Below are 23,207 nucleotides of genomic sequence, written 5' to 3'. Positions count from 1 at the left end.
ATAACCATAATTCGCTGTGATGGGGACGTAATAAATGAATGAAAAGCTGCGCTATGCCGCTGTCGACACCTTCGTGCCCGGACCGGCCTGGGTGACGGCAAATGACGAAGAGCGCCTGGGCCGGGTTCTCCAGTTGCATGCGAGCAGCGAAACTCGTTTCCGTGATTCGCTGGTGGTGGTTTCGGCCAAGTCCGATGGTCAGGTGATTGTTCGTCTGGAGCAGCCCGTACCCGTCAATGAACGAGGTGCTCTGTTGCTGGACTTCGAGGCGTTGCTCAAAGAGAAGCTGGATGTCGGCTTGAATGTCTGGGCCGAGGCACTGGGCGACAAGAACTCCTTGCGCAACCTGCGTGGAATCGAGGTGAAGACACTATGACCGCTGCTGTACAGACCCGCGAAGGGGCGCTGATTCTCGACTCGCACAAGCTTTCTTACCACTACGACCGCGTGCAGGCCTGGGAAGAGGGGGAGCGAATTGCCCCGGTCAGCGTCGACATGTCGCTGACTCGTGCATGTAGCGCAATGTGTTCGTTCTGCTACGCGATGATGCAGGAGTCCCAAGCACGCAGCAGCATCAAGGTGGCTCATGCCCTCAATCTGCTGGATGATTTCGCTGAGATCGGCGTTCGCAGTGTTTCGCTGGTCAGCGACGGCGAGAGCACGCTCTCGCGCGCTTACGTGCCATTTATCCAGCACGCGGCGGAGCTGGGGATCGATGTGGGTAACGCCACCAATGCCTGGGAGTGGGAGCCCGAGAAGATCGACCAGGTGCTGCCCTACATGACATGGGTGCGCTTCACGGTCGCTGCTGGCCGACCGGAGAGCTATGCAGAACTCATGTTCAAAGGGCCCGAACATACGCAGGTATTTGACAGGGCGATCAGCCACATCCGCTACGCGGTTGAACTCAAGCGCAAACTCGGCCTCTCGGTGACCCTGGGTATCCAAATGGTCCTGATGCCCCACCTGCGTGACGAAATCATCCCGTTTGCACAGCTTGGCCTGGACCTGGGTGTGGACTATGCCGTCATCAAGCATTGCTCGGATGATGAGCAAGGCACCCTGGGGATCGATTACAGCCAGTACGAGAGCCTCCATGGACTACTCGAGCAGGCGGAAGGGATGAGCAACGAGCAGACCAAGGTGATCGTCAAGTGGAGCAAGATCCGTGACGGTGACAAGCCGAGCTACAGCCGGTTCTATGGCCCTCAGTTCCTCCTGCAGATCAGTGGCAGTGGATTGGTGGCGCCTTCGGGCATGTTCTTCAATGCCCGTTATTCGAAGCTTCATATCGGCAACTTTACCGAGGAGCGCTTCCGCGATATCTGGCGCTCGGAACGCTATTGGCGGGCAATGGATTATCTTGCGTCACCCAACTTCGATGCGCGGAGCATGATGGGTACATTGCCTATCCAGCACTATGTGAGTGTGGCACTCGACAACCACGCCAAGGGGATTCAGCGAATCCAGCCAGGTATCGGAGCTAAACCGCTCCACCACAACTTCCTGTGAGTCAAGGGTTGCAGAAAGCCGCCGTACACATGGCGGCTTGGCAAGGGGGTGGTGGTCAATGAATGGCCAAGGCAAAGAGGTAACGATCGCGGTAGTGATCCCCAACCGTGATGATGCAGCCTATCTTTCCGACTGCCTGCGTTCTGTACTGGAGCAGTCCGGTCGGCCCGATGAGGTCGTCTTTGTAGACGATGCGTCGACCGATGACAGCGTCGCGATTGCTCAGCGGATGCTCAAGGATGTCCCCGGGAGCCAGATTCTGCGTAGTGGCCAGCCGCTTGGCACCATGGGAGCTCTCAATCTCGGACTTTCCAGGGTTTGTTCTGAGTACGTGCTGTTTCTGGCTTCAAATGATTTCCTGCATGGGGAATTGATTGCCGATGCGCGCCAGTCGATCGAGCGGCTGGGTAGGCCCGGGGTGTGGTCGGCCATGGTCTGGATGGCCGGAGTTGATGGTGAGCCCCAGCGGCTTTTTGCACCAGCGCTGCTGTCAACGCATGAAGTGTTCCTGTCGCCAGATGCCTGTATCAGCCAGGCCAGCAGGCTCGGCAACTGGTTCACGGGAACGACCTTGCTGTTCCATCGGGAGACGTTGCAAGCCATCGGCGGGCTTGACGTCACCCATGGCGGGCTGGCTGACCTCCTGGCAGCCCTGACGCTTGCGAGCCTCAAGGGTGCCGTGCAGGTTCCCAGACCTTATGGCGTCATGCGGATGCATGCGGGTGGCTTTCTCTGGCAGACCCTGACTCGGGAGGAACGGCTGGAACAGGCCTTGCTGGCCCTGAAAACAGAGGGTCCGAAGCGCTCGCCGAAGTTGTTCAGTGACAGGTTCTGCCAACGAACGGAGCAGCGCTTCCGCTTTGCCGCCTTGCGTGCCATGGAGGGGCGGGCCTGGCCGAAGGGGCCTGCCTGGCAAACAGCCGAGCTGGCGGGCCTGCGAGCCCTGTGGCCATGCGTACCGAGTGGGCGCGCGCGCATCGCGCTGGCATTCCTGCTGCTTCGCCATTACGACGTACTTCCAACGTTCTGGTATCGATGGGCCAAGCCTTGGTGGGTTGGTCGTACCTATTCGCTCAAATGCATGAAAAAGACAAGGAAGAGGCTCGGATTCGCACAATGACTGCCAGGACTCGCAGAATTCTGATAACCCCGAATGTGGCGGCTCCCTATGATCAGCGGATGGTCAAGGGGCTTGCCGAGGGTTTCAATGCGTTGGGACATTTCGCCGGTGCTGTAGACACCCCTGTGGACGCTCATGAGTTGCTTCAGCTTTGCCGGAGCCTTTCCATCGACGTAGTGCTTCAGGTGAACCGGACCCGTGATCTGGGAGTGCCCCTGCCTGACGGTGTGCGCCACGTGGCCTGGTTCCAGGACGTCTATCCGGAGACTCAGGATGGGTTCGCGGAAACCTTCAAGGACAGCGATATTCTCTACACCCTGGGCAACCCCAAGGTTCTGGGCCTTCATGCGCCAGTACCCTGTCGTGTCGACAGCCTGTTCACCGGGGTTACCGACGCCATGCTTCGGTTCCCTCGAAGTGCGGTTGTGCAAGATCTCGACATGTCGCTCTGTGGCGGTCTGCCCCCGCCTGTTCAGATCACGCCAAATGGCGGAGCAGACTTGCTCTGGGCATTGGACAAACTGGTGGAGCAGCTCCCGTTCATTGGGCGCTCCCGGGCATTCTGGCTCTTGCGCAAGGCCTTGTTCAGCAAGAGGTTGCCCGTGGACTACGTGCCGTATGCCAGCCTGAAAGCGATCGCCATGATCGTGGAGGGCTTCTACCGGCCGTTGCGAGGGGAGCTGGATATACACGAACTGGCCGAGGCAATGAAGGCGCAGGTCGAGTTGATAGGCGCAGGCCCCACTCGACCGGCGGCCCGAGCTCGCAAGGATGGATCGCTGGCCCGCATACTCAAGCCCTACGCCGCGGCCTCGCGTGGACGGCGCGACTGGCGTGCTCGGTTGACGCGTTACCTGGCTAACGAGACCGCGTTCCAGGCTGACGCGGATCTGACGGCAGAGCAGCGAGCCATCAGTTACTTTTCCCAGTCACACCCTCGAATCATGGACAGGCAACTGCTCGTGGAATTGGCCTTGCAGGTCTCGCCATCCCTCGAACTCTGGGGGCCGGGCCTGAGTGCCCACGCGTTCGCAGCCCCGCACCTGAAGGGGATCATCACCAACCAGGATGACCTGCTGCGTGTCTATTGCCGGTCGAAACTCAACCTCAACAACAACACGCACGGATTGGGGCTGCACAGCCGCACACTGGAATGCATGGCTGTCGGTGGATTCGTGTTCATGCACCACTCTCCCCACGACAATAAGGCGGGGGGGATGCAAACCGAGTTCGAGCCGGGTGTGCACTACGGCATGTACACACCGGAGAACTTCTACGACGAGGCCCAGCGATGGCTTTGCGATGACTCTGCCCGACGTGCCGTTGGTGAGCGGGCTGCCAAGGTCATCCGTGAGCGCCACCGCTGGATTCATCGTGCCCAACAGGTGCTCGATGACCTGGAGTGCTGAGTGCACGGGGAACCAGACACCGCCGGATAGGCGTCGTCCTAGGCTGCCATCAACGAACGCAAGGGAGGTTCATGATGCACGTCCTGCTCGTTTGTTCATGGGGCACTTCTATCGCCAACTGGGCCCGGCTGAACACATGCTGAAGTCCTATGGATCAGCGCTGGGCTCCCGTCCGTTCGATCCCGAGCGGCACTGTGATTTTGCAGATGCGCTGCTTCAGGTTGGAGCTGTGGGCGGCGCCCGAATGCACTACCAGCAGGCGCTGTCATTGGCGCCTGATCATGTACGCGCTAAAGACGCCATGCTTCACGTGGACGGCCCAGCGTTCAGCGATGAGCAACGTGCCACCTATTTCGTGTCCTGGTCCGACGAAGCACCGCCTCAGCGAAAACCCCAGGGTGGTTGCTCTATTGCGCTTCAGGAGATCCAGATCGATGAGGTTCAGCCCCTTCGACTGCCCGAGCCGTTGGCCGCGTCCGAAGAACTGCATGAGTTGATACCGCCACCCCGGCCTTCGCTTTTGCGCAGGCTGGCCCAGTGGATGCAAGGGTAGGGGGGTTGCAGCGCCCGGACTCATCCAGGGGGAGAGTCCGGGCGATACCGATGACGAGATCGGAGACGGACGATGTGAAACAGCATCGCCGAATTTTTTCAGGAGACCGTGTAGCAAGCATGTCCATCAGACCCATTTCCGACGCTGCAATCAGCGATGCGCTCAGCCATGTGTTCTACGTGACCTCGTGGGGGTATGGCGCCGATCACTGGTTCGCCTGGTTCGTCAAAGCGCTCAATGCCCATCCGGAGCTCATGACCTACCTGGCAAACGAGGGTTCCCGTCCAAAATACTTCCCGGAGGAGCGTACGCGTGCGCAGCGACCGGACCTGATCAAGTTCACCCGCTTCATGGCGGATGTCGGGATGACCTACACCGCAATCGGAGATTGCTATTCCTATCGGCCGACCATGATGCACCCCGTGCTCGAGCAGTGGCCCGATCTGGTGCGCATCGTCCAACTGACCCGCCATCCGTATGCCTGGTTGTATTTCCACGTGCGCTGGCGCACCACCAACATGCGGATGCTAGGGGGGGAGGGTGCCCCTCTGGAGCATGAGTGGGCCAATGGCTGCGACCACGAGCTCTTTCGTCGGCTCGACCTCATGCCCTACACCAAGGACGATATCGAGATCTGGACCACCTACCAGGGCATGTGGAAGATGAACGACGTGGCTGCGGACTCGAAGATGCCGATCCGGCAGATTCCGATCGAGCGTGTCGTCACTGATAGGGGATTGTTCTGCGAAATCATCGACTACATCACCCACGGTCGGGTCAAGTACGACCATCGTTTGCTGGATCAGATCTACAGCTGGATATGGCAACCCTTCCGGGGCGAGCACAATCTGCGGGTTCGCCCTGACGAACTGCGGGCAGGCTGGCCAGACTGGAAGATCGAGGCATTCGACAAGCTGGTCAGCCCCAATGCGCAGAAGAGTTTCACTGACCTGGGATATGTACTGTGACCACCATGAACCTGCCGCGCTCGGAGAGCTTCAACGTCGATGCATCGCCAGTCTTCCTGGCAACGGTATTCAAGTCCGGCACCAAACTTCTGGACTTGATCGTTTCCGAGCTGACCGGACTGGCCATTGATGCGCCTGCCTTCCACAGCGAGCCTGACTACGAAGACGCCAGTCCTATACGCTTTCTGCCGGGTCATTTCTTTACCTGGCACAACGTTCCCAGCGACGCGGTTCAGCGTCGTATCGCGGATGCTGGGGCACGCCCCATCTTCCTGGTGCGCAACATCTACGACCTGGTGGTTTCCCAGTACTTCCACTTCGCCAATGACGTGGATGCGGAGATTGGCTTCAGTACGGGAACACGGGACTATTTCGCCGGAATGAACCTGCACGCCGGGTTGTCGTTGGTCATCTGCGGGGCGACTTCCGAGCGTTTCCACTGGAGCGGATACGGCTATTACCTGCGGCAGATCCAGGAAATGCTCCGTTATGCCGCCGAGAACCCTTGCCTGGTGGTTGTCTACGATCGGTTGGTACTCAACAAACGGGTGGAAATACAGCGAATTGCCGATTACCTGGGCATTCAGGTAACGCCTGAACGGATCGAGGCGATATACCAGGCCTCCAGCCTGGACAGCATGCGGCAGGTCCGTGCACGAGAGGCCGGGACCGGCGCCCACTTCCGCAAAGGCATGCCTGGCGATCACGTCAACGTTCTGGCCCCTCACCACTACGACATGATCAGCCAGGTGAAGCGACTCTTCGCGCCCGATCTGGACTCACTCTGCCGGACGCTCGGCTACGGCGATGTCACGGCGATGCCAGAGACGCCCGAACCTAAGGTGGAGGCATGAGCACGCCGAGCCAGATCGCACGTCACTTCATTGGGCACCGGCACGTCATCTGGGCCATGGCGATCCGGGATCTCCAGGCGCGGTATGCAGGCTCCATCGGTGGTTTTCTGTGGGCGCTTGCACAGCCACTGGCACTGGTGACTGTCTATTATTTTGTGTTTGCAGTCGGTTTTCGTGCCCAGGGCCCGCAAGGGACTCCGTTCGTGCCGTGGTTCGTCGCCGGGTTGGTGCCTTGGCTGTTCTTCAGCGAGACCCTGCAGGCGATCACCCATTCAGTGATCGGCAACTCGCACCTAGTGAAGAAGACCCTGTTTCCAACCGAAACGCTTCCGATGGTGAACCTGATCGCCGGGTTGCTGCCGCATGCGGTGTTCCTGCTGCTGCTGCTGGGATTGTTGTTCGGCTACGGCATCTCGTTGCGCCCGGAGCGCCTGTTGGTTGTGTACTTCCTCGGCTGCACCTGCGTATTGCTGATAGGACTGGGCTGGGTACTGGCGTCTCTCCAGGTATTTTTCCGGGATGTCGGCCACGGGCTATCGATCATTCTCAACATCTGGTTCTGGGTCACTCCCATCGTTTGGCACCGCGAGCTGATTCCTGAAACCTATTGGCGCCTGCTTTCACTCAACCCGGCTCAGTACATCGTCGAGGGATACCGTGGCGTGCTGATCTCCTCGGATGTGCACCTGCCTTCCGTCGAGTCAACGGCCTGTTTCTGGGGCATCACGTTGTTGCTCCTGTTGCTCGGCTACTACACCTTCAACCGGCTCAAGCCTGAATTCCCCGATGTGATGTGAGGCGTGAATGGAGAAGGATATCGTCATATCTGTGCGCAATGTCGCCAAGAAATTCCGGCTGTTCCCGTCTCCAGGCGATCGAATCCGCGAGGCCCTGCATCCCTTGCGCAAGCGCTACCACCATGAGTTCTGGGCGCTAGAGAATGTCAGCCTTGATGTGCGCAGAGGGGAGGTGGTTGGGATACTGGGGCGCAATGGCTCGGGCAAGTCGACCCTGCTGCAGATCATCTGTTCCGTCATGCGCCCGACCCGTGGCGAAGTTCTGGTCCAAGGGCGTGTCTCTGCATTGCTTGAGCTGGGGGCAGGCTTCAATCCGGAGTTCAGCGGCCGCGAGAATGTGATTCTCAACGGCGCAATCATGGGCGTTTCACGTCAGGAAATGCTCAAGAGACTCCCGGATATAGAGGCATTCGCGGATATAGGCGAGTTCTTCGATCAACCCGTGAAGACCTACTCGTCAGGCATGTTCGTGCGCGTCGCTTTTGCGGCAGCCATACATGTGGACCCGGAAATCCTGGTGGTGGACGAGGCACTGAGTGTGGGCGACACCCAGTTCCAGCACCGCTGTTATCAGAAGATTCGCAGCCTGATGAACGAGGGGCGCACGATCCTCGTGGTGTCGCATGCCACGGACACCCTGCTGAGGATATGTGATCGCGGTGTCGTCATCGACGCCGGTAGCGTGCATTACAGCGGCAAGATCGATGAGGCGATTCATCGTTATCACCAACTGCTTATCGGTCAGCCCGATGGGCAGACAGAGCCTCGACAGGCCAGCGACTCAGAAGACGCGCGCCCCCCTTCGCGGCTGACCACTTCTGATGACGACACCCGCGATCGTGTCGCGGAAAAAGCCCTGTACAACGCCTATGAGACCCGGCTGGGTGTAGGTGGGCTGAAGATTGTCGATTTCGATCTGGTGGTGGATGGAGAGGTCAATCCTGCGGAGGTGGACGCCCACGGCGAAGCCCGGCTGCTGGTCAAGGTCGTGTTCGAGCGGGACCTGACCGAGGTCTGCTTTGGGTTTGCAGTCCTGAGCGTCGATGGCCTCTATGTCTATGGTGTGAACGAGACCCGAGGGCTGGATGGTGTTGCGGGAGAGAGCCGTGTCATCGCCATAGACTGGCGTCCTCATCTTGTGGGAGGCAACTATTACCTGAGCATTGGCAGCTATCGCCATGAGCGGGAGGACAAGGTTTTCCTCGACGTACGACGCTCGTTCATCAAGCTGCATGTACGCCCCACAACCAGCGACATCGGCGTCGCCGAGTTGGAGGGGCATTGGACATTCATGGACAGGGGGCAGGCTGCAGAGAGGCCGGTAGCCCTGATGGAGACGCAGGAATGACAGCGGTGTTCAACCTACGCACACTCACCCTTGGGCTGCCTTCGGAGCGGCGCGTTCTGGGGTTCGAGCGATATTTTCCAAAGCTGATAGAAATGACCGCCCCTGGTACGGACGAGATCCACGCGGATGTCCTGGTGCTGGCAGAGGGCGTCGAAGGCACCGTGGCAAAGGTGGCATTGGGCGGTGCCCTCGCTGTGCAGCTTTGTGGGGTGGACTGTCGACTGTTCGCGGAACTTGAAAGAGCACTGAGCGAGTGCTTCCACCTGGTGGAGCTTGGTGGGAGTGCGTCGATGGGCACTCCGTATATCGGGCGGACTTGCCAACTGCCACTGCAGCGGATAGAAGCCTGCTTCCTGCGCAAACCGGACAGCCTATCCAGCCGGCCCTCTGGAGATCTGCTCAAATTGGCCTTGCTCTCATTGGCGCAGGGCCAGGTCGGCATAGCGCTGCGCTGTCTGGAGCGCCTGCCCGAGGACGACCTTACGCATTCCGATCAGCCTGAAATCAAGCTGCTCAAGACACTGAGCAGCCTTGCCGCAGAGCTGCCGCGTTTCCCCGTTGCCCCCGCTTCTGCTCATCTTCCTCCTGCCGAACGGGATCAACTGACCCGCCGTTACTTCGAGGACGTTGATCCGCTTCAATTCCGTCATGGGATGCCATTGCTGCTGGATATGCGGCCCAATCGGATCGAAACGCTGCTGGCCGAATACGGTCTTGAGCCTGTTTCCAGGCAATTGGCCGAGACGCGGTTGAAGCAGGCGGCTACTACGGTCTCCAATCTCGGCATGGGGGAGCAGGTTGGACAGGGCTACCGTCTCTGGATCGAACGAGAGCTCCAGCGCTTGGGCCTGGTACAGGACATGCGAGTCTTCACGCGCTCAGCCCCAGCTATCCAAGCCGAGGCCGATCGTCTGTCGAAGCTGTCGGGGTGGGAGGGCGGTCCAGCCGAGGGGTGGCAATACCCGTTCGACCTTGGACACGGCATCGTGACTCGCACTTACACGGAGGTTCAGCAGGTACTGCATCCCTGGCGCAAGCAGGTGCTGCTGAGCAACCTGGACACCTTGTTTGCCGGCCGCTATGACCAGATATCGGTGCTGGACCTCGGCGCGTGCGAGGGCTCGATGGCGCTCGCACTCTGGGAGGAACGGGGGGTTCGGGACATCACCTGCGTGGAGGGGCGTGCGATCAATGTCGACAAGGCGCGTTTCGTCTTCGACGTGAAGAAGGCCGAGATCGCCGTGGTGCATGACGATATTACCCACTTTCTGCAGTGTGATACCCGGCAGTACGACCTGGTGCTGTTCATGGGCATCCTCTATCACTTGCTGGAGCCTTTCCAGATGCTCCGGCTTGTTGCAGAGAAGGTGCGCGGTCACCTGGCGATGGAAACCGTTCTGGCTTTGCCTAGGACGGAAGGGTTCTACAACGTGCCGCACTACAGCCCGGACAATGAGGGGTTCTATGTGCGCCATGACTCGGTACTTTCCAACACCGCCGGTTTCAGCAACCTTGAACTCTGGCCAAACCGCGGAGGCCTTGAGGTGCTGCTCAAGGAGACCGGGTTCGACATGATTCGCCAGATGGACTACGGCACCGAGCCGATCGACTGGTACGCATCTGGGCAGCGAATCATGATGCTGGCCGACCGGGCTTGCTGATCATGCTGATCGCTCCAGGCAGTGTTTGTACTTGCCCGCTCGCGGAGCAACCGTGAGCGGCATAAACCCGCCAATCGATGCCGGACAGTTTGCGTATCGATCTTCGCGTATCTTGGGTAGCCATGGTGTCGTCGGCGTCATGAACTACAGGCGGGATATTGACGGGCTGCGAGGCATAGCGGTTCTATCGGTGGTTCTGTATCACGCGTTCCCGAGTTTGCTGCCGGGAGGCTTCATTGGCGTCGATATCTTCTTCGTCATCTCGGGTTACCTCATCACCTCCCTCCTCATTGAGTCCCGTAAGGCGGGCGCGCATTCGCTGATCCATTTCTACATGCGTCGCGTGCGTCGCTTGTTCCCGGCCCTGATTCTGGTGTTGCTGACAGTTCTCGCGCTTGGTTGGTACTTTCTTTTTGCTGATGAGTACCGGCAACTGGGGCTGCACACTGTCGGTGCCAGTGCGTTTGTTTCGAATCTACTGCTGTGGCGGGAAAGCGGGTACTTCGACACGGTTGCGGTTTCCAAGCCATTGCTCCACTTGTGGAGCCTGGGTATCGAGGAGCAGTTCTATCTGCTCTGGCCGTTGATGCTCTGGTTTGTGTGGAAGAGACCGCGTTGGCGGCTCTTGTTGATCGGAAGCATCCTGGGTGTGTCGTTCGTCTGGAACATCCTGTTGCATCAGCGAGACCCGGTTGCAGATTTCTACTCCCCCATGACTCGCTTCTGGGAGCTGGCGGCGGGCTCGCTGCTGGCGGTATTGCCAATTGCTCGACATGAAGCCAGCCAGCGACTTCGGAACCTGGCGGCCTGGAGTGGAGCACTCCTAATCGTGATCGGGCTCATCTGGGCAGAAGCTGCAGCCGGATTTCCTGGGTATCAGGCACTCCTGCCGGTCGTGGGGGGTGTGCTGTTGGTGTTTGCCGGTATGTCCGCCAGACTCAACCGCACTTTGCTGGCGGCCCCACCTCTGGTGTGGCTCGGTCTCATCTCCTACCCGTTGTATCTATGGCACTGGCCGCTGCTGAGCTTGTTACGCATTGTCCATGGTGAAGCAACGTCGCCCGGACTGCGATTGGGCGTCTTGGTGTCTTCGGTTGGGTTTGCCGTGGCTACCTACTGGTTGTTTGAGCGTCCCTTCCGCAGGGGGGGGGCGAGGTGGCCTGAAGGCTGCAGTGCTGGTGTCCGCCATGGCACTGGTCGCAACGCTGGGCATTTTGGTCCAGGTGCAGGGCGGCTTTGCCAAGCGTCCCATAGCAGTGCTTGGGCAAGATATCGACTATGCAACTGGAACAGCCCACTTTCACTTTCCTCCTTGTCCAGCATCACTGCGTGATATCCAGCCTCCGTTGAGCTATTGCAATCAATCACGCGATGGGCTGCCTGATATCGCAATCATTGGCGATAGCTTCTCCAACGATAAGTACTATGGCATCGCTTCATTGGACGGTCAGAGAATCTGGGTGCTTGCCGGAAAGGGGGGATGTCCTCCGGCCTATGGTGTCGTAGCTGGGGAAGGGTGTAGAGAGGTCACCGAGAAAGTGGTCGACTGGGCCGCAGGTCCGGAAAGTCCTCAGCGCATTGTCCTGGCGTTGTTGGGCCGCATCCTAACTCCGATCAGGCTGGGTGACGAACACCATGCAGCGCCGACGGCCGCTGACGCCATGAGCCAGATGGAAATCCTACGCTCGGGGCTGGAAGAAACGATTCGCCGCATCACTTCGACAGGAAAACAACTGGTGGTTTTGATGCCACAGCCCGAGTTGTCGTTCGCCCCCAAGGATTGCGTACGCAGACCGCTTGGTAACTGCGTCGTGCCCCGTGCCGAAAGCGAAGCCTACCAGGCAGAGATACGGCAGTTCCTCGTGAGCATGGCCGAGCGTTATCCGATCCGGGTTTATGACCCCTACACACTGTTGTGCGACAGCAAACTCTGTCACTACCAGAGCGACGGTCGAGTGGACTACTACGACAAGTTCCACCTTTCCATCCATGGTAGTTTCCGTTATGCCCGCGCACTGCTCGCCTGGCTGGACGCAGGCGAGCAGTGAGGCAAAGGGGGCGATTCCGCTCCTGGCAGAAGTTTACTTGCTCATCCACTCGATGACGGCCTTGTAGTCCTCGGCCGAGCAGTCCATGCACAGGCCGCGCGGTGGCATGGCGTTGAAGCCTTCGGTGACGTGTTTGACCAGGGTGTCGTTGCCCTGGGCCAGGCGCGGGGCCCAGGCAGCGTGGTCGCCTTTCTTCGGCGCCTGGGGCAGTTGGCCGTTGTGGCACATGGCGCAGGCGCGGTTGAACACGGCTTCCGGGTCCTGGGCGGCTTGGGCAGTCTGGATGGCGCCCAGGGACAGCAGGCCGAAAGCGAGCAGGATGGCTTTCATCGGGGATTCCTCATCGTGGGTGTTGTTATCGGATCACGGTGGCATCTGCCGGGCGTTATCTTGCCGGGCCCGGCTGCCTGAAAAAAAGACCCTCCCGTATGGGAGGGTCGTCATCGACGGCGTCGATTCGAGGGGAGCCCCGAACCCAACCGTGGAAGCCCTGCCAAGGACAACTCCAGGTTCGGGGCCCCGCCATCCTAGTGGGGGCGTGAAACCCCCCTCAACTGCGACTGCCTGCCGCAGCCGGGCACCCGGCAGGCGCCGTTAACCGCCGGACAGGTCCCTGCGGCAGGCTGTCGCAGCATCAATCGTGGATCCTCAGCCAGCGGCGGAAGCTGCCGATGCCGCCACGCCCCAGGGGTGACCAGGCGAAGTCGAAGCGTGCCGGTGGCAACACCTGGATGTCGGCGTCGCTGCCGACGGTGTTGCCTTCCTTCCATTCCACCGTGGTCATGGGGAAGGCGCTGCACGCCAGGAGGACGCCCTGGGCTTCACTGGGGTCGCTGTTGATCCAGCGTGCTGCAGCCGCAGAGAGCAGGCTCTCCACATGGGCCGCCTTCACCTGTGGGGCGTACTCGGACTGCAGCAGCCAGCGGCAGAAGCTGATGTGGAAGGTCCAGTCCTGCGCCGGTTGGTGCCGGTAGGCCCAGACCATGAAGGCGCGGAACATCCCCACGCCCTCCGGCGGGTCGAGTTTGAGCAGCACCGGGCAGAGGTCGAACAGCATGTGCCAGTACGGCAGCAACCGCGTGTCCAGCGCAATGAACGACCGCGCATTGCTGGGGTAGTCGGGAAAGGGTTGCTCGCCGCCTGCGCGGCGGGTGGTGAGGGTGGACCTGAGTTTGGGTGAACGCATCGCTCACGCTCCTTGTCATCGCGGGCCTCTTGGCCCGTCTAACCCTGGGTTCGGCCGGTGTTGCATGCTGGCCGGTGACGGACGGTCAGGCGCTGGCCGGTGGCGCACGGGAGCGGGAGGAGGGGAATTGCAGTGCGGCAAGCGTCGTCACGGGCTGACCCGAGCACACCGGTGTACCGGGGCGGGCGCAGGGCAACGGCTGCCAGAGCGGGCCGGTGGCCGCCGGGGAGTTGAGCAGCAGCGAGCAGTAACCGCAGGCGTCCAGCGCCGTCAGCAGGGGGGCTTCGGGCGCCTTGGGTTGCAACGGAATAGGAGCCGGGCCCGGGCTGGCCTGGACGCCGCCGGTGTGGCAGGCCAGCGCCTGCAGCCAGCTCCAGTCCTGGGGCGTTGCCTGGAGGCGCGCCACCAGCGGCCCCAGCACGATGAGCGCCAGGGCCAGCAGCCCGAGGTGCGCGCCCAGCCGGCGCAGGCGCGCGTTCATCGACGTTCGCCTTCGTACGGGTATCGGGCCGTCTGCATGAGTACACGCGTCAACGTGCGGACCTCAGTCTGCCGCAGCGTCGGCATGGGCCAGGGGGCGCAGCAGCCGGACCACCCGGTCCAGCAGCCACACGACCACCAGCGACGCCCCCACCAGCGGGAAGGCCACGGCCAGCACCAGCATCACGCCGATGGCCGTCTTCCAGCGCGGCAGGTCATGGCGCAGCGGCGGCACACCGAGGCGGCCGGCCGGGCGGCGCTTCCACCAGAGCACCAGGCCGCTGACCGAGCTGAACAGGATCAGCAGGCACACGGCCGCCATCAGCAGTTGGTTGGGCAGGCCGAACAGCTTGCCTTCGTGGAGCATCACCCCGGTCTCGACGGTGCGCGCCACCGGGCCGTAGTCGGCCCAGCGCACGTCTGCCAGCACCTCGCCGCTGTACTGGTCCAGGTGCAGGGTGGCGTCGTTGCGCGGGTCGTCGGCGAACACCGAGACGCTGAACACGCCCTCGGCGCCCTTGGGGAAGCTGATGCTGTAGCCCGGCGTCACCTGGCGTTCGCGGGCGGTGTCCACCACCTGCTGCAGGAGGATGCGCGACCCACTGGCCGGCGCCTGCTCGCCACCGTGGACGTGGTGCGCGGCATGCGGGTCGGAGGCGGGCAGGGGCGTGGTCTCCACCGCCCAGGGCACGGTCTGGCGATGGGCCTCGTTGAGGCTGGCCGCCGCCTGGCCAGACTTCGGCACGTCCTCCCACATGGCTGCCGGGAAGTGGTTCCAGGCGCCGGCGAACTGGGCGCCCCAGAAGCCGGTCCAGGTCATCCCGGTCATCAGCATGAACAGCAGCAACAGCGAGCCCCAGAACCCGGTCACGCCGTGCAGGTCCCGCCACAGCAGGCGCCCGCGTGCCGAGAGGCGCGGCCACAGCACACCGGCACCGCCGCTGCCCCGTGGCCACCAGAGGTAGAGCCCGGAGATCACCAGCACGATGCCCCAGCCAGCGGCCAGTTCGATCAGGCGATCACCCAGCGGGCCGATCAGCAGGTCGCCGTGCAGCTTGCGTGCGGCGGCCTGGAGGTTCCACAGCGCATCCTGGGTGCCCAGCACCCGGCCGCTGTACGGGTCGATGAAGAGGTTCAGCTCGCGGCCCTGCTCGGTGATCACGAACTGCCCGCTCCAGCCTTCTGCCACCGGCGGCAGGTACTGGCTGACCACCCCCCGCGGATGGGCAGCCTGCGCCCGCTGCAGCAGGGTATCGGCGCTGAGCGGCTGGCCGGCTGCCGGCACGCGCAGCAGGTCGGCGTACATCGCCTGGTCCAGTTGCGGCTTGAACAGGTAGATCAGCCCGGTGATGGACAGCAGGATCATGAACGGGATGACGAACAGGCCGGCATAGAAATGCCAGCGCCAGGCCAGGGTGTAGAACGCCGGGCGGGCAGCGGTCGCCGGCTGAGCCGGCGCAGGGGTACGGGTGGTCATCTTCGGGCCTCCAGGCCACGACTTGCCGGACAGGCCGGCACAAACGGTTCGCAGGGGCAAGCGACGGCCAGTGAGGCCGATGGGTCAGGCGAACAGCGGGGAGGCGCGAGGGTTGGCGAGCACCCAGGCTCGCCGGAGCGTATGACGGTGGGCCGATTCGGGCACGGGCCAGTGACGGCTGGGTGCCAACAGGGCGAGCAGGCCGAAGAAGGCCGCGAGGAGGAGGGCGCCGAAGCTGGAGCTCAGCACGCAACCCGAGCCGGAGGCCAGGTTGCCGCTGGCCACGCCCGAGTCGCCAAGGCCCTTGCCGCTGCCGCTGGTATCGTCCAGGGAGCAGAACTGCCCATCGATGCCGCTCAGGGCGAGGCCGGCCATCTGCCCGTGACCCACCGCGCAGGCGAGCGTGCCGAACAGGACGCTGAAATACAGCATCCAGGCGATCAGCGAGCGATGTCGGCGGGCCATGTTCATCACGTCGGTCCGGGTAGGTTCAGGTCGGGCTGGGTGGCAATGCTAGCAGAGTGTCGCCGTTGCGAAACAGCGGGACGCGCATGAATCGAATCGCTGAAAAGCCCCGTACACAGGCCGCCAAGCCGTGCACGGGGAAGCGTCCACACCAGTCGGCCGGGCGAGTGGTGACACCCGAGCCCAGCCCCGCACCGGTCAGCGAGCGGTACAGGTCACCCTTGGCGCCCTTGTTGAGCATCCCGACGATGCAACCGATTACTTCCAGGTGGCTCAGCCCTCGGTGCGTTCGCCAGGCCCTGCCAGGCTGGCCCAGGCCTTCCTGCTGTGCAGACCCGTGATCACGCACAGTTCGGGCAACAGCAGGTAGGCATAGGCCAGGGGTGGGCAGTCCAGCGCCAGGCCGGCCAGCAGCACCGGCAGGCCGACGAGCCAGAGGGCAGCGGCCTCCAGCCGGCTGACCTCGGCGAAACGCCCGGCCGCCTGGTACTGGGCGCGCTGGAGGTTGCCCAGCACCCGCAGCGGCAGGGACAGCGCGAGCAGCAGCAGGCCGGCCGTCCACCAGGGGCCCGATTGCCCGTAGAGCTGGCCGAGGGCCTGTGTTGCCAGCAGCAGGCCCACCGACGCCACGGCAGCGACGGGCAGCGCCCGTCGCCGCACTTCATCGCGGATCGCCACCGGGTCACCGGCCGCCAGGCGCAGGGCGAGAAAGCGCAGCAGGGCGTTGAGCGGCGACAGCACCAGCAGCCCCAGGGTGAGTACGGCGGAAAATCCATCCAGGCGCCCGCTGGACTCCGGCCAGGGGTGGTCCATGGCCACCAGCACCACAGCCGCCAGACCGAAGGCCTGGATCGCCAGCACCCGCTGGCTCTCCCAGCCGCTGTGCAGCAGCGCCTGCCGGCACCAGGCCCACCGAGGGCGCCATGGTTGGCCCGGGGAGGCGCGGGCCAGGTGGCGCAACAGCCAGGCGCAGGTGCCGAGGTTCAGCAACAGGCCGGCGATGAAGCAGCCCGAGAGGCCCGCACCGAACCCCAGGACCAGCACCAGGTCCAGCACCAGCCGTGCCAGCAGCTCGACGCCCTTGATGCGCAGCGCCTGCCGGCCCTCGCCACGGGCGTGGAGCAACAGGCCGGCGCAGCCGTTGAGCAGGCGCAGGGGCGTGGCGAGGAAGAACCAGGGCAGCGCCGCCATCACCTCGGGCAACCGCGCCGCCTCGCTGTGCAGCAGCATCGGCAGCAACCCCAGGCCGGCCAGGGCGCCGAGCAGGCCCAGGGGCACCCCCAGCGCCCCTGCCAGCACCAGGGCCGGACGCAGTCCTTCCCCGTGGCGGCCCGCGCGCTGGGCCTGGCTGGCCATCACCGACAGCGCGGTGCCCAGGGCCATGGTGACCACCAGTTCCAGCAGTGCCAGGCGGGTGAGCAGTACGTACAGGCCGGCCAGAGCGTCGTCGGCCCGGGCCAGCACCGCCAGGTCGATCTGCGGCCCTAGCTGGCCGGCGGCAAAGGCCAGCAGCAGGGCCAGGTAGCCGTGCCAGAACCGGGTGTTCAACGGGGCAGGTCGGTCCATCCGGGGAACCCCTCGGAGAGGTCGCCGGTGGCGCTGGTGAAGTAGCCGAAGGCGGCAGCGGGTGCGGGCAGGGGTTCCTCCAGCTCGAAGCGCTCGACCTGGCGGCCGGCCTCCAGGCTGCTGGCCTTCCAGCCGCACACCAGGTCGGGCAGGGCGGCGCTGCCGAGCACGATGCCGCGCTGGCCGGAGCGGTCGCCGGTGGCCCAGCGGGCGGCGGAGGCGGCCATCAGGCTGTAGCGCAACTCATCGTCCACAGCATCGCGGAACGCCGACTGCTGCAGCCACACGTCCACCCACAGGTACCAGGCCCAGTTGAACGAGCAACCCTGTTCCACCGCCCAGGCCATGAACGGGCGGAAGATTGCCAGGCCATCCGGGCCGGAGAGGGACAGAAGACCGGGGCAGATGTCGAACAGGCTGTGCCAGTAGACCCGCAGACTGGTGTCGATGCGCACGAAGGCGCGGGAGTCACGGGGGTAGTCACCCTGGCGGGCCGGTTGGTAGAGGGCCGCGAGCAACTGGCTGTCGGTGCGCGGCTGGTCAGCCATGGCGGCGCACCTCCGGTTGGGCGAACAGCGTGCGCAGGCAGGCCAGGTCGCTGTCGATCTCGCGCTGCACGAAGGCGTCGTCACGCTCGTAGGTGAGGGTGGCGCCGGGGCGGTCGAAGCGCTCGCGCCAGGTTTCGATGAAAGCCAGGGTTTCATCCGACAGCGGGCGGTCGTGGGTGTCCAGCACCAGGTGCGGCTGGAGGATCGACAGGTTGTAGCCGGCGACGTGGAAGTGGCGGGAGGCGTCGATCACCGGCAGCCAGGCCTCCAGGGGCACACCGCAGTTGAGGTGGGCGCACACCGCATTGGAGATGTCGAACAGCACCCCCGCACCGGTCTCCCGGCACAGCCGTTCGAAGAAGGCCGGCGCGTCGTGGCCACCTTCGAGGATGGACGGGTAGTTCTCCAGCAGAAGCTGGCAGCCCAGGCGCTGCTGCCAGGCGTCCACGGCATCACGCACGCGGGCGTAGTCGGCCTGGTAGTCGATCTCGGCCAGGTGGTAGAGCTGGCGCCCCTCGTGGCTGAAGCGGGCGACATGATCGGAGACGTACAGCGGCTTGACCCGGTCGATCAGCGTGCGCAGGCGCTGGGCCATATCGTCCAGGCTGGCGGCGTCGGCCTCGATGAAGCGCGAGAACATGATGTGGAACCCCATCGGCGCGTCGAAGGCCCCGGCCAGGGTGTCCGTGTCGAGGGTGAGGAAGTTGTCGATCAGCAGCTCCACGTAGTCGATCCGCCCTTCGGCCAGCAGGCGGCGGACCAGGGGCGTGGTTTCCCCGAGGGTGAAGTTGAATCCCAGGCGCATGGTTCCTCCTTGTCGGGAACCCACGCCGGCAGCAGGCGCCGGCGTGGGTGGGGCTCAGTTCACCCCGAGCGGGGCGCAGCAGGCACCACAGCAGGCACCGGCACGACCGGCGACGGTGAGGGTTTTCTTGCTGGCGATCTTGATGTTCATGGGGTTTCTCCTTGTGGATCAGCAATGAAAGGAACGTCGTTCGACGGCAACGCCGTCAGGGTTGTGAGGTGGAACGGTGGGCGGTTTCTCGGTGCGCAGCCTCCTGGGTGTGGGTGGGTTGGAACCGGTAGCCCGCCGGCCAGGGGTCGGCGTAGCGGGGGTCATGGGGCAGGCTCAGGTCGGTGAGGCTGCCGAGGAAGGCTTCGAGATCGTCCAGCTCGGCCTCGCTGAGGTCGATGCGGGCGATCAGCCCGCTCTTGTGCGGGTTGCGCCGGCCATCGCCCTTCAGCGGCTCCTCGGGAATGTCGCGGCCGCCGGCCGAGTAGATGCGCAGCACCTCGCGCAGGGTGGCGGCGCTGCCGTCGTGGAAGTAGGGCGCGGTCAGTGCCACGTTGCGCAGGCTGGGCGCGCGGAAGGCGCCCATGTCCTGGGCCTGGGCGGTCAGCTCGAACACGCCCCGGTTGGGGAAGGGGTAGCTGCCCTGGTCGTCCAGGTTGTAGAGCCCGGTGTTGTGGAAGGGCGTTTCCACCTCGCGGGTGCGGGCATGCACCACCTGGTCGTTGAAGTTGAAGCTGCCGTGGCAGTGGTGGCATTCGGCGCGTTCGCCGAAGAACAGCTCCATGCCGCGCTTTTCCGCGGCCGTCAGTTGCAGGCGGCCTTGCAGGTAGCGGTCGTAGCGGCTGTCCACCGCCAGCAGGGTGCGCTCGAAGGCGGCGATGGCGCGGATCACCGAGGCCATGGCGATGGGCTCGGGGCTTTCGGGGAAGGCCTGGGCGAACAGCGGCGGGTACAGCGGCTCCTCCCGCAGGCGCTGGAGGATGGTGGCGCGGTTGCCGTCGTTCACCCCCATCTCCACCGGGTCGTCGCCGAACAGCGGGCCTTCCATCTGCCGCTCCAGGGACACCACGGCCGGGTTGGCCCAGTTGTAGGTGGCGTTCCAGGCCACGTTGGCCAGGCCCGGGGCATTGCGGTGGGTGAGGGCGCCGGCGCTGCCGGTGGAGCGTGGCGTGCGGTCGCTGAAGGCCTTGGCCTGCAGGTGGCAGCCGGCGCAGGCGAGGGTGCCGTTGCCGGAGAGGCGCGGGTCGTAGAACAGCCGGCGGCCCAGCTCCACCTTGGCGGCGCTCATGGGGTTGTCCGCCGGTACGCGGGGCGCGGGCACGTGGCTGGGCAGTGGCCAGGCCCAGTCCTGTGCCAGGGCGCTGCCGACCAGCCCGAGGCCGGCCAGCAGTGCGGCGAGTCGGCCGATGCGCCGCGTCATGGCCGGGGTACGGCGCGGAAGGCCGGAACCTGGCCATCCGGCAGCGGCTGGCCGCTGGCCAGGTCCAGGCCGAGGCGGGCGAACACCGCCGGGCATTCGGGGTCGTCCGGGCCGCTCATGCAGCCCACAGCGCCGCCCTGGTCACGGCCGAGCTGGCTGCCAGCCAGCAGGCTGGACAGGTCCAGTGCCACGGCATCGCGCCGGGGGTCGAAACCGCGCAGGGTGACGGGCACCCGGTTGGCCCGCAGGCAGGCCACCGTTTCTCCGGTGAGCGGGTTGCCGCTGCAGCCGGTGGAGCCCAGGTGCAGGTACCAACTGGGGGCGCTGGCGCCATCGGCCTTGGCCACGCCGCCTTCGGGGTTGACCTCGACCTTGGCGAACTTGCGCCCGGCCTGCCAGCTCCAGCCCATGGCGGCGATGTCCAGGGGCGGGCCCTGGAGTTCGGTGCTGGTGTGGTTGAGGGCCTCGGGCACGCCGAGGCTGAAGCGCAGGCCGACGTAGTCGCCGGCCGGTGCCTGGCCGCGCACCTGGGTGCGGGTGGCCGGGGTGCCGCCCCGGCAGGTGCCGGTGGCGTCCTCGAAGTCCAGCAGGGCGACCTGGCCGTCCTGCCAGTCGTCGTGGTCGAGCACCAGGGGCACGGCCTGGCCGTCGGCGCGGAGCAGCGCCACGTCCTGCACGTAGAACCGCGCATCGCGCAGGGTCGAGGGGCGGGCATCGGCGCCCTGCGGGCCCAGGGGCGCACCGCAGCGGGCGGGGTGTCCGTTGGCCAGCAGGGCGAAGTCGATCACCACCGGTTGCGGGCCGCTGGGTGCCTGGGCGGCACATGCCGAGAGCAGGGTCGTGCCGAGCAGAAGGGGAAGGCGATGGGCGTGCATGGGCGGCCTCTCAGAAGCGCGAGCTGAGGGTGAGGTTGACGCTGCGGCCTTCCTCGTAGCTGAAGGTGTTGGCCTGGGTCTGCTGGTAGGTGGCGTAGGCCTGGTCGAACAGGTTGGTCACCCCCAGGTCGACGCGGTACGGGTCGCGCTCCCAGGTCAGGCCGATGTCGTGCAGGGCGTAGCCGTCGCGGCGGCGCAATAGCGTGTCGTCGTAGTCCTGGGCCTTGACGAACTGCCCGCGGTAGTTGACCGACCACTGCTCGTCGAGGCGGTAGCCCAGGGTCAGGGCCAGCTTGTCCGGCGGGGCGTAGAGGTCGGCGCCGGTCTGGGCGTTGCGCGAGCGCAGCTGGGAATACCCCAGGCCGATGCTCAGGCGGTCCAGCTCGTAGGCCGCTTCGATCTCGCCACCCCGGCGCTCGGCCCGGGCCACGTTGCGCCGCTGGAAGACCTGGCCGACACCGGCGAAGGGCGCCTGGCGCACGTAGGTGCCGACCACCTGGGAGTCGATCAGGTCGTAGACGTCCTCGTCGAAGCCGGTGGCCTTGAGGCGGAACTGGTCGCCGCTGGCCAGCAGGTCGCTGAAGTCCAGGGTGAAGCCGGCTTCCCAGGTCTTGCTGGTCTCCGGTTCCAGGGTCGGGTTGGGGCGGAAGTTGAACAGCGCCCGGCGGGTGTCCAGGTTGCCGTACATCTCGGTCATGGTCGGCGCGCGGAAGGCTTCGCCGTAGCTGACGAACAGCCCCAGGGGGTCGATGGGTTGGTACTTCAGGGCGATCTTCGGCGAGAGGCGGCTGTGGCGGGCGTCGCCCTGGCCGGGGGAGGACAGCTTGTAGTCGTCGTGGCGCAACGCGGCGATCAGGGTCCAGCGGCCGAAGGTCTGTTCGCTCTGGATGAAGCCGCCAAGGGCGCGCAGCTCGCCGTCGGGCAGCACCGAATTGCCCTGGCCGTTGGAGGTGTTCTCGGCGGTGTCCTTGTAGTAGTCCACGCCGTAGGTGAGGCGCTGCCGGTCGTGCTCGCCCACCTCGAAGGTGCTGGTGTTCTGCAGGCTGCCGCCGTCGGTGCGGGTCATGGCCGAGGTGTCGGCCTGGGGCGGTGTCGAGCGGCTGTGGCCGGCGAGGCTGAAGCGGGTGCGGTAGAGGCTCAGCTTGCCGTCCAGCCAACTGCGGTCGGTGTCGTGGAACGACCAGTTGCCGGTGTACTGCTCCTGCCGGCGGCGGGTGTCCTGGTCGAAGGGGAACACCAGGTTGCCGCCGGGGTTGGTGGGGCCGGTGAAGTCGTCGTCGAAGGTCTGGCGGCTCAGCTCCACCCGGTTCAGTTCGCCCAGGTTGAGGCCGGCCTTGAGCAGGCTGGCGCCTAGGTCGCCGTCGTTGGGGTACTCCGAATCAGCGCCGCCCTTGCCGGTGTGAAGGGTGCCGTAGTTGCGATAGGTGGCACTGGCCAGCACGTCGGCCTGGTCGTTCATCGCTGCGGCGGTGAGGTGGGTGGAGAAGGCCTCGTTGCCGCTGCGGTAACCCACCTTGGCCTGGCCGCCGTAGCCGCGCCCGGGGTCGACGTAGTCTTCCGCTGCCAGGGTCTCGAAGGCCATCACGCCGCCCAGGCCGCCACTGCCATAGGCCGCCGACATGGGGCCGCGTACCACGTCCACCTGGCGGATGAAGTCGGGGTCCAGCAGCAGCGGGCTGTTCACGCCGCCCTCGTTGTTACGCCGCGCGCCGTCCACCGTGAGGATGATGCGTGGCCCCTGCAGGCCACGGATGGCGGGTATCTGTGCCGCAGGGCGGGGGCCACCGCCGAAGTTCACGTTGGGCAGGCTGCGCAGCACGCTGGAGACGCTGTCGGCCTGGGCATCGTCGAGGGCCTTGCGGTCCACCGTGGACACCGAGGCTGGGAGGTCAAAGCTGCTGTTGGCACTGCGGGTGGCGGTGACGGTGGTGCTGTCCAGCACCAGGGTCTTGCTGTCTTCCTGGGCCTGGGCGGCGGCGCAGAGCAGGAGCAGCAGCGGCCAGGCAGTGGCGGGCGTCGGGCGGAAGGAGGTTCCCCAGAGCGAGGAAGAGGGTGTGGCGGCCATGGGCGTCGATTCCCTGTTGTTGTCGTGGGTACGCGGGGCGTACCGGGTGATTCCGGGAACGA

General features: G+C 64.4%; 24 protein-coding genes and 1 pseudogene. 12 read left to right on the top strand and 13 right to left on the bottom strand.

All coding sequences use genetic code 11. The annotated features are described in order from the left end of the window. Positions 1–34 precede the first annotated feature (34 nt). From A9G05_RS09300 to A9G05_RS27605, 12 genes are all read left to right on the top strand, one after another. Positions 35–376, top strand: a complete 342-nt coding sequence (locus A9G05_RS09300; RefSeq protein WP_069560694.1) for a hypothetical protein — start codon at positions 35–37, stop codon at positions 374–376. Further along, positions 373–1,512: a radical SAM protein gene (locus A9G05_RS09295; RefSeq protein WP_069560693.1), complete on the top strand. Its 1,140-nt coding sequence runs from the start codon at positions 373–375 to the stop codon at positions 1,510–1,512. The genes A9G05_RS09300 and A9G05_RS09295 overlap by 4 nt, the downstream gene beginning before the upstream one ends. A gap of 58 nt (positions 1,513–1,570) precedes the next feature. Next, positions 1,571–2,632, top strand: coding sequence for a glycosyltransferase family A protein (locus A9G05_RS09290; protein WP_069560692.1), 1,062 nt, complete (start codon positions 1,571–1,573; stop codon positions 2,630–2,632). Next, on the top strand, positions 2,629–4,041 hold the full coding sequence (locus A9G05_RS09285; protein ID WP_069560691.1) for a glycosyltransferase: 1,413 nt from the start codon (positions 2,629–2,631) through the stop codon (positions 4,039–4,041). Before A9G05_RS09290 ends, A9G05_RS09285 begins: the two co-directional genes overlap by 4 nt. A 136-nt stretch (positions 4,042–4,177) precedes the next feature. Beyond that, a complete protein-coding gene (locus A9G05_RS27105) occupies positions 4,178–4,594 on the top strand; it encodes a hypothetical protein (RefSeq protein WP_139131109.1) in 417 nt (138 codons plus the stop codon). A 119-nt stretch (positions 4,595–4,713) separates the two neighbouring features. Beyond that, a complete protein-coding gene (locus A9G05_RS09275) occupies positions 4,714–5,562 on the top strand; it encodes a hypothetical protein (protein ID WP_069560689.1) in 849 nt (282 codons plus the stop codon). Positions 5,563–5,567: 5 nt separating this feature from the next. After that, a complete protein-coding gene (locus A9G05_RS09270) occupies positions 5,568–6,416 on the top strand; it encodes a sulfotransferase domain-containing protein (RefSeq protein WP_139131108.1) in 849 nt (282 codons plus the stop codon). Beyond that, positions 6,413–7,213: an ABC transporter permease gene (locus A9G05_RS09265; RefSeq protein ID WP_069560687.1), complete on the top strand. Its 801-nt coding sequence runs from the start codon at positions 6,413–6,415 to the stop codon at positions 7,211–7,213. Before A9G05_RS09270 ends, A9G05_RS09265 begins: the two co-directional genes overlap by 4 nt. Before the next feature lie 7 nt (positions 7,214–7,220). Then, the gene (locus tag A9G05_RS09260) at positions 7,221–8,561 is read left to right on the top strand and encodes an ABC transporter ATP-binding protein (protein WP_069560686.1); all 1,341 of its coding nucleotides are present in this window, start codon (positions 7,221–7,223) and stop codon (positions 8,559–8,561) included. Beyond that, positions 8,558–10,222, top strand: a complete 1,665-nt coding sequence (locus tag A9G05_RS09255; protein ID WP_069560685.1) for a methyltransferase domain-containing protein — start codon at positions 8,558–8,560, stop codon at positions 10,220–10,222. Before A9G05_RS09260 ends, A9G05_RS09255 begins: the two co-directional genes overlap by 4 nt. A gap of 52 nt (positions 10,223–10,274) precedes the next feature. After that, the gene (locus tag A9G05_RS09250) at positions 10,275–11,555 is read left to right on the top strand and encodes an acyltransferase (RefSeq protein WP_139131107.1); all 1,281 of its coding nucleotides are present in this window, start codon (positions 10,275–10,277) and stop codon (positions 11,553–11,555) included. Positions 11,556–11,568: 13 nt separating this feature from the next. Then, positions 11,569–12,270: an SGNH hydrolase domain-containing protein gene (locus A9G05_RS27605; RefSeq protein ID WP_171902704.1), complete on the top strand. Its 702-nt coding sequence runs from the start codon at positions 11,569–11,571 to the stop codon at positions 12,268–12,270. Positions 12,271–12,303: 33 nt separating this feature from the next. On the opposite strand, the gene A9G05_RS09240 is transcribed toward A9G05_RS27605, so the two are convergent. From A9G05_RS09240 to A9G05_RS09190, 13 genes and pseudogenes are all read right to left on the bottom strand, one after another. After that, on the bottom strand, positions 12,304–12,600 hold the full coding sequence (locus A9G05_RS09240; protein ID WP_069560682.1) for a cytochrome c5 family protein: 297 nt from the start codon (positions 12,598–12,600) through the stop codon (positions 12,304–12,306). Positions 12,601–12,904: 304 nt separating this feature from the next. Further along, a complete protein-coding gene (locus A9G05_RS09235; RefSeq protein WP_069560681.1) occupies positions 12,905–13,456 on the bottom strand; it encodes a putative natural product biosynthesis protein in 552 nt (183 codons plus the stop codon). Between the two features lie 85 nt (positions 13,457–13,541). Next, positions 13,542–13,937, bottom strand: coding sequence for a DUF2946 family protein (locus tag A9G05_RS09230; protein ID WP_069560680.1), 396 nt, complete (start codon positions 13,935–13,937; stop codon positions 13,542–13,544). A 63-nt stretch (positions 13,938–14,000) separates the two neighbouring features. Then, positions 14,001–15,413: a PepSY domain-containing protein gene (locus A9G05_RS09225; protein ID WP_069560679.1), complete on the bottom strand. Its 1,413-nt coding sequence runs from the start codon at positions 15,411–15,413 to the stop codon at positions 14,001–14,003. An 84-nt stretch (positions 15,414–15,497) separates the two neighbouring features. Then, positions 15,498–15,878, bottom strand: coding sequence for a DUF2946 domain-containing protein (locus A9G05_RS09220; RefSeq protein WP_256548322.1), 381 nt, complete (start codon positions 15,876–15,878; stop codon positions 15,498–15,500). Between the two features lie 166 nt (positions 15,879–16,044). After that, a pseudogene (locus A9G05_RS27860) lies at positions 16,045–16,155 on the bottom strand (Mn-containing catalase); the annotation flags it as partial. Further along, entirely contained in the window at positions 16,152–17,444 is a 1,293-nt protein-coding gene (mbnM, locus tag A9G05_RS09215; protein WP_139131106.1) for a hypothetical protein, read from the bottom strand. The pseudogene A9G05_RS27860 and the gene mbnM, both read right to left, overlap by 4 nt. Then, entirely contained in the window at positions 17,423–17,992 is a 570-nt protein-coding gene (gene mbnC / locus A9G05_RS09210; protein WP_083265526.1) for a methanobactin biosynthesis protein MbnC, read from the bottom strand. Before mbnC ends, mbnM begins: the two co-directional genes overlap by 22 nt. Next, complete coding sequence (mbnB, locus tag A9G05_RS09205; protein ID WP_069560676.1) at positions 17,985–18,797, bottom strand: methanobactin biosynthesis protein MbnB; 813 nt, start codon at positions 18,795–18,797, stop codon at positions 17,985–17,987. Before mbnB ends, mbnC begins: the two co-directional genes overlap by 8 nt. A 54-nt stretch (positions 18,798–18,851) precedes the next feature. Beyond that, positions 18,852–18,947: a methanobactin gene (gene mbnA, locus A9G05_RS26470; RefSeq protein WP_074971730.1), complete on the bottom strand. Its 96-nt coding sequence runs from the start codon at positions 18,945–18,947 to the stop codon at positions 18,852–18,854. Positions 18,948–19,002: 55 nt separating this feature from the next. After that, positions 19,003–20,205 carry a methanobactin export MATE transporter MbnM gene (locus A9G05_RS09200; RefSeq protein ID WP_083272525.1) on the bottom strand — a complete coding sequence of 401 codons (1,203 nt, stop codon included), beginning with the start codon at positions 20,203–20,205 and terminating at the stop codon, positions 19,003–19,005. Continuing rightward, a complete protein-coding gene (locus A9G05_RS09195; RefSeq protein WP_069560675.1) occupies positions 20,202–21,080 on the bottom strand; it encodes an MbnP family copper-binding protein in 879 nt (292 codons plus the stop codon). Before A9G05_RS09195 ends, A9G05_RS09200 begins: the two co-directional genes overlap by 4 nt. Positions 21,081–21,090: 10 nt before the next feature. Beyond that, complete coding sequence (locus tag A9G05_RS09190) at positions 21,091–23,145, bottom strand: TonB-dependent hemoglobin/transferrin/lactoferrin family receptor (protein ID WP_069560674.1); 2,055 nt, start codon at positions 23,143–23,145, stop codon at positions 21,091–21,093. Positions 23,146–23,207: the final 62 nt, after the last annotated feature.

Source organism: Pseudomonas sp. ENNP23, from assembly GCF_001728945.1.
Taxonomy (GTDB): domain Bacteria; phylum Pseudomonadota; class Gammaproteobacteria; order Pseudomonadales; family Pseudomonadaceae; genus Metapseudomonas; species Metapseudomonas otitidis.
Note: the sequence above shows the minus strand (reverse complement) of the source record. Positions and strands in the feature narration are given on the sequence as shown.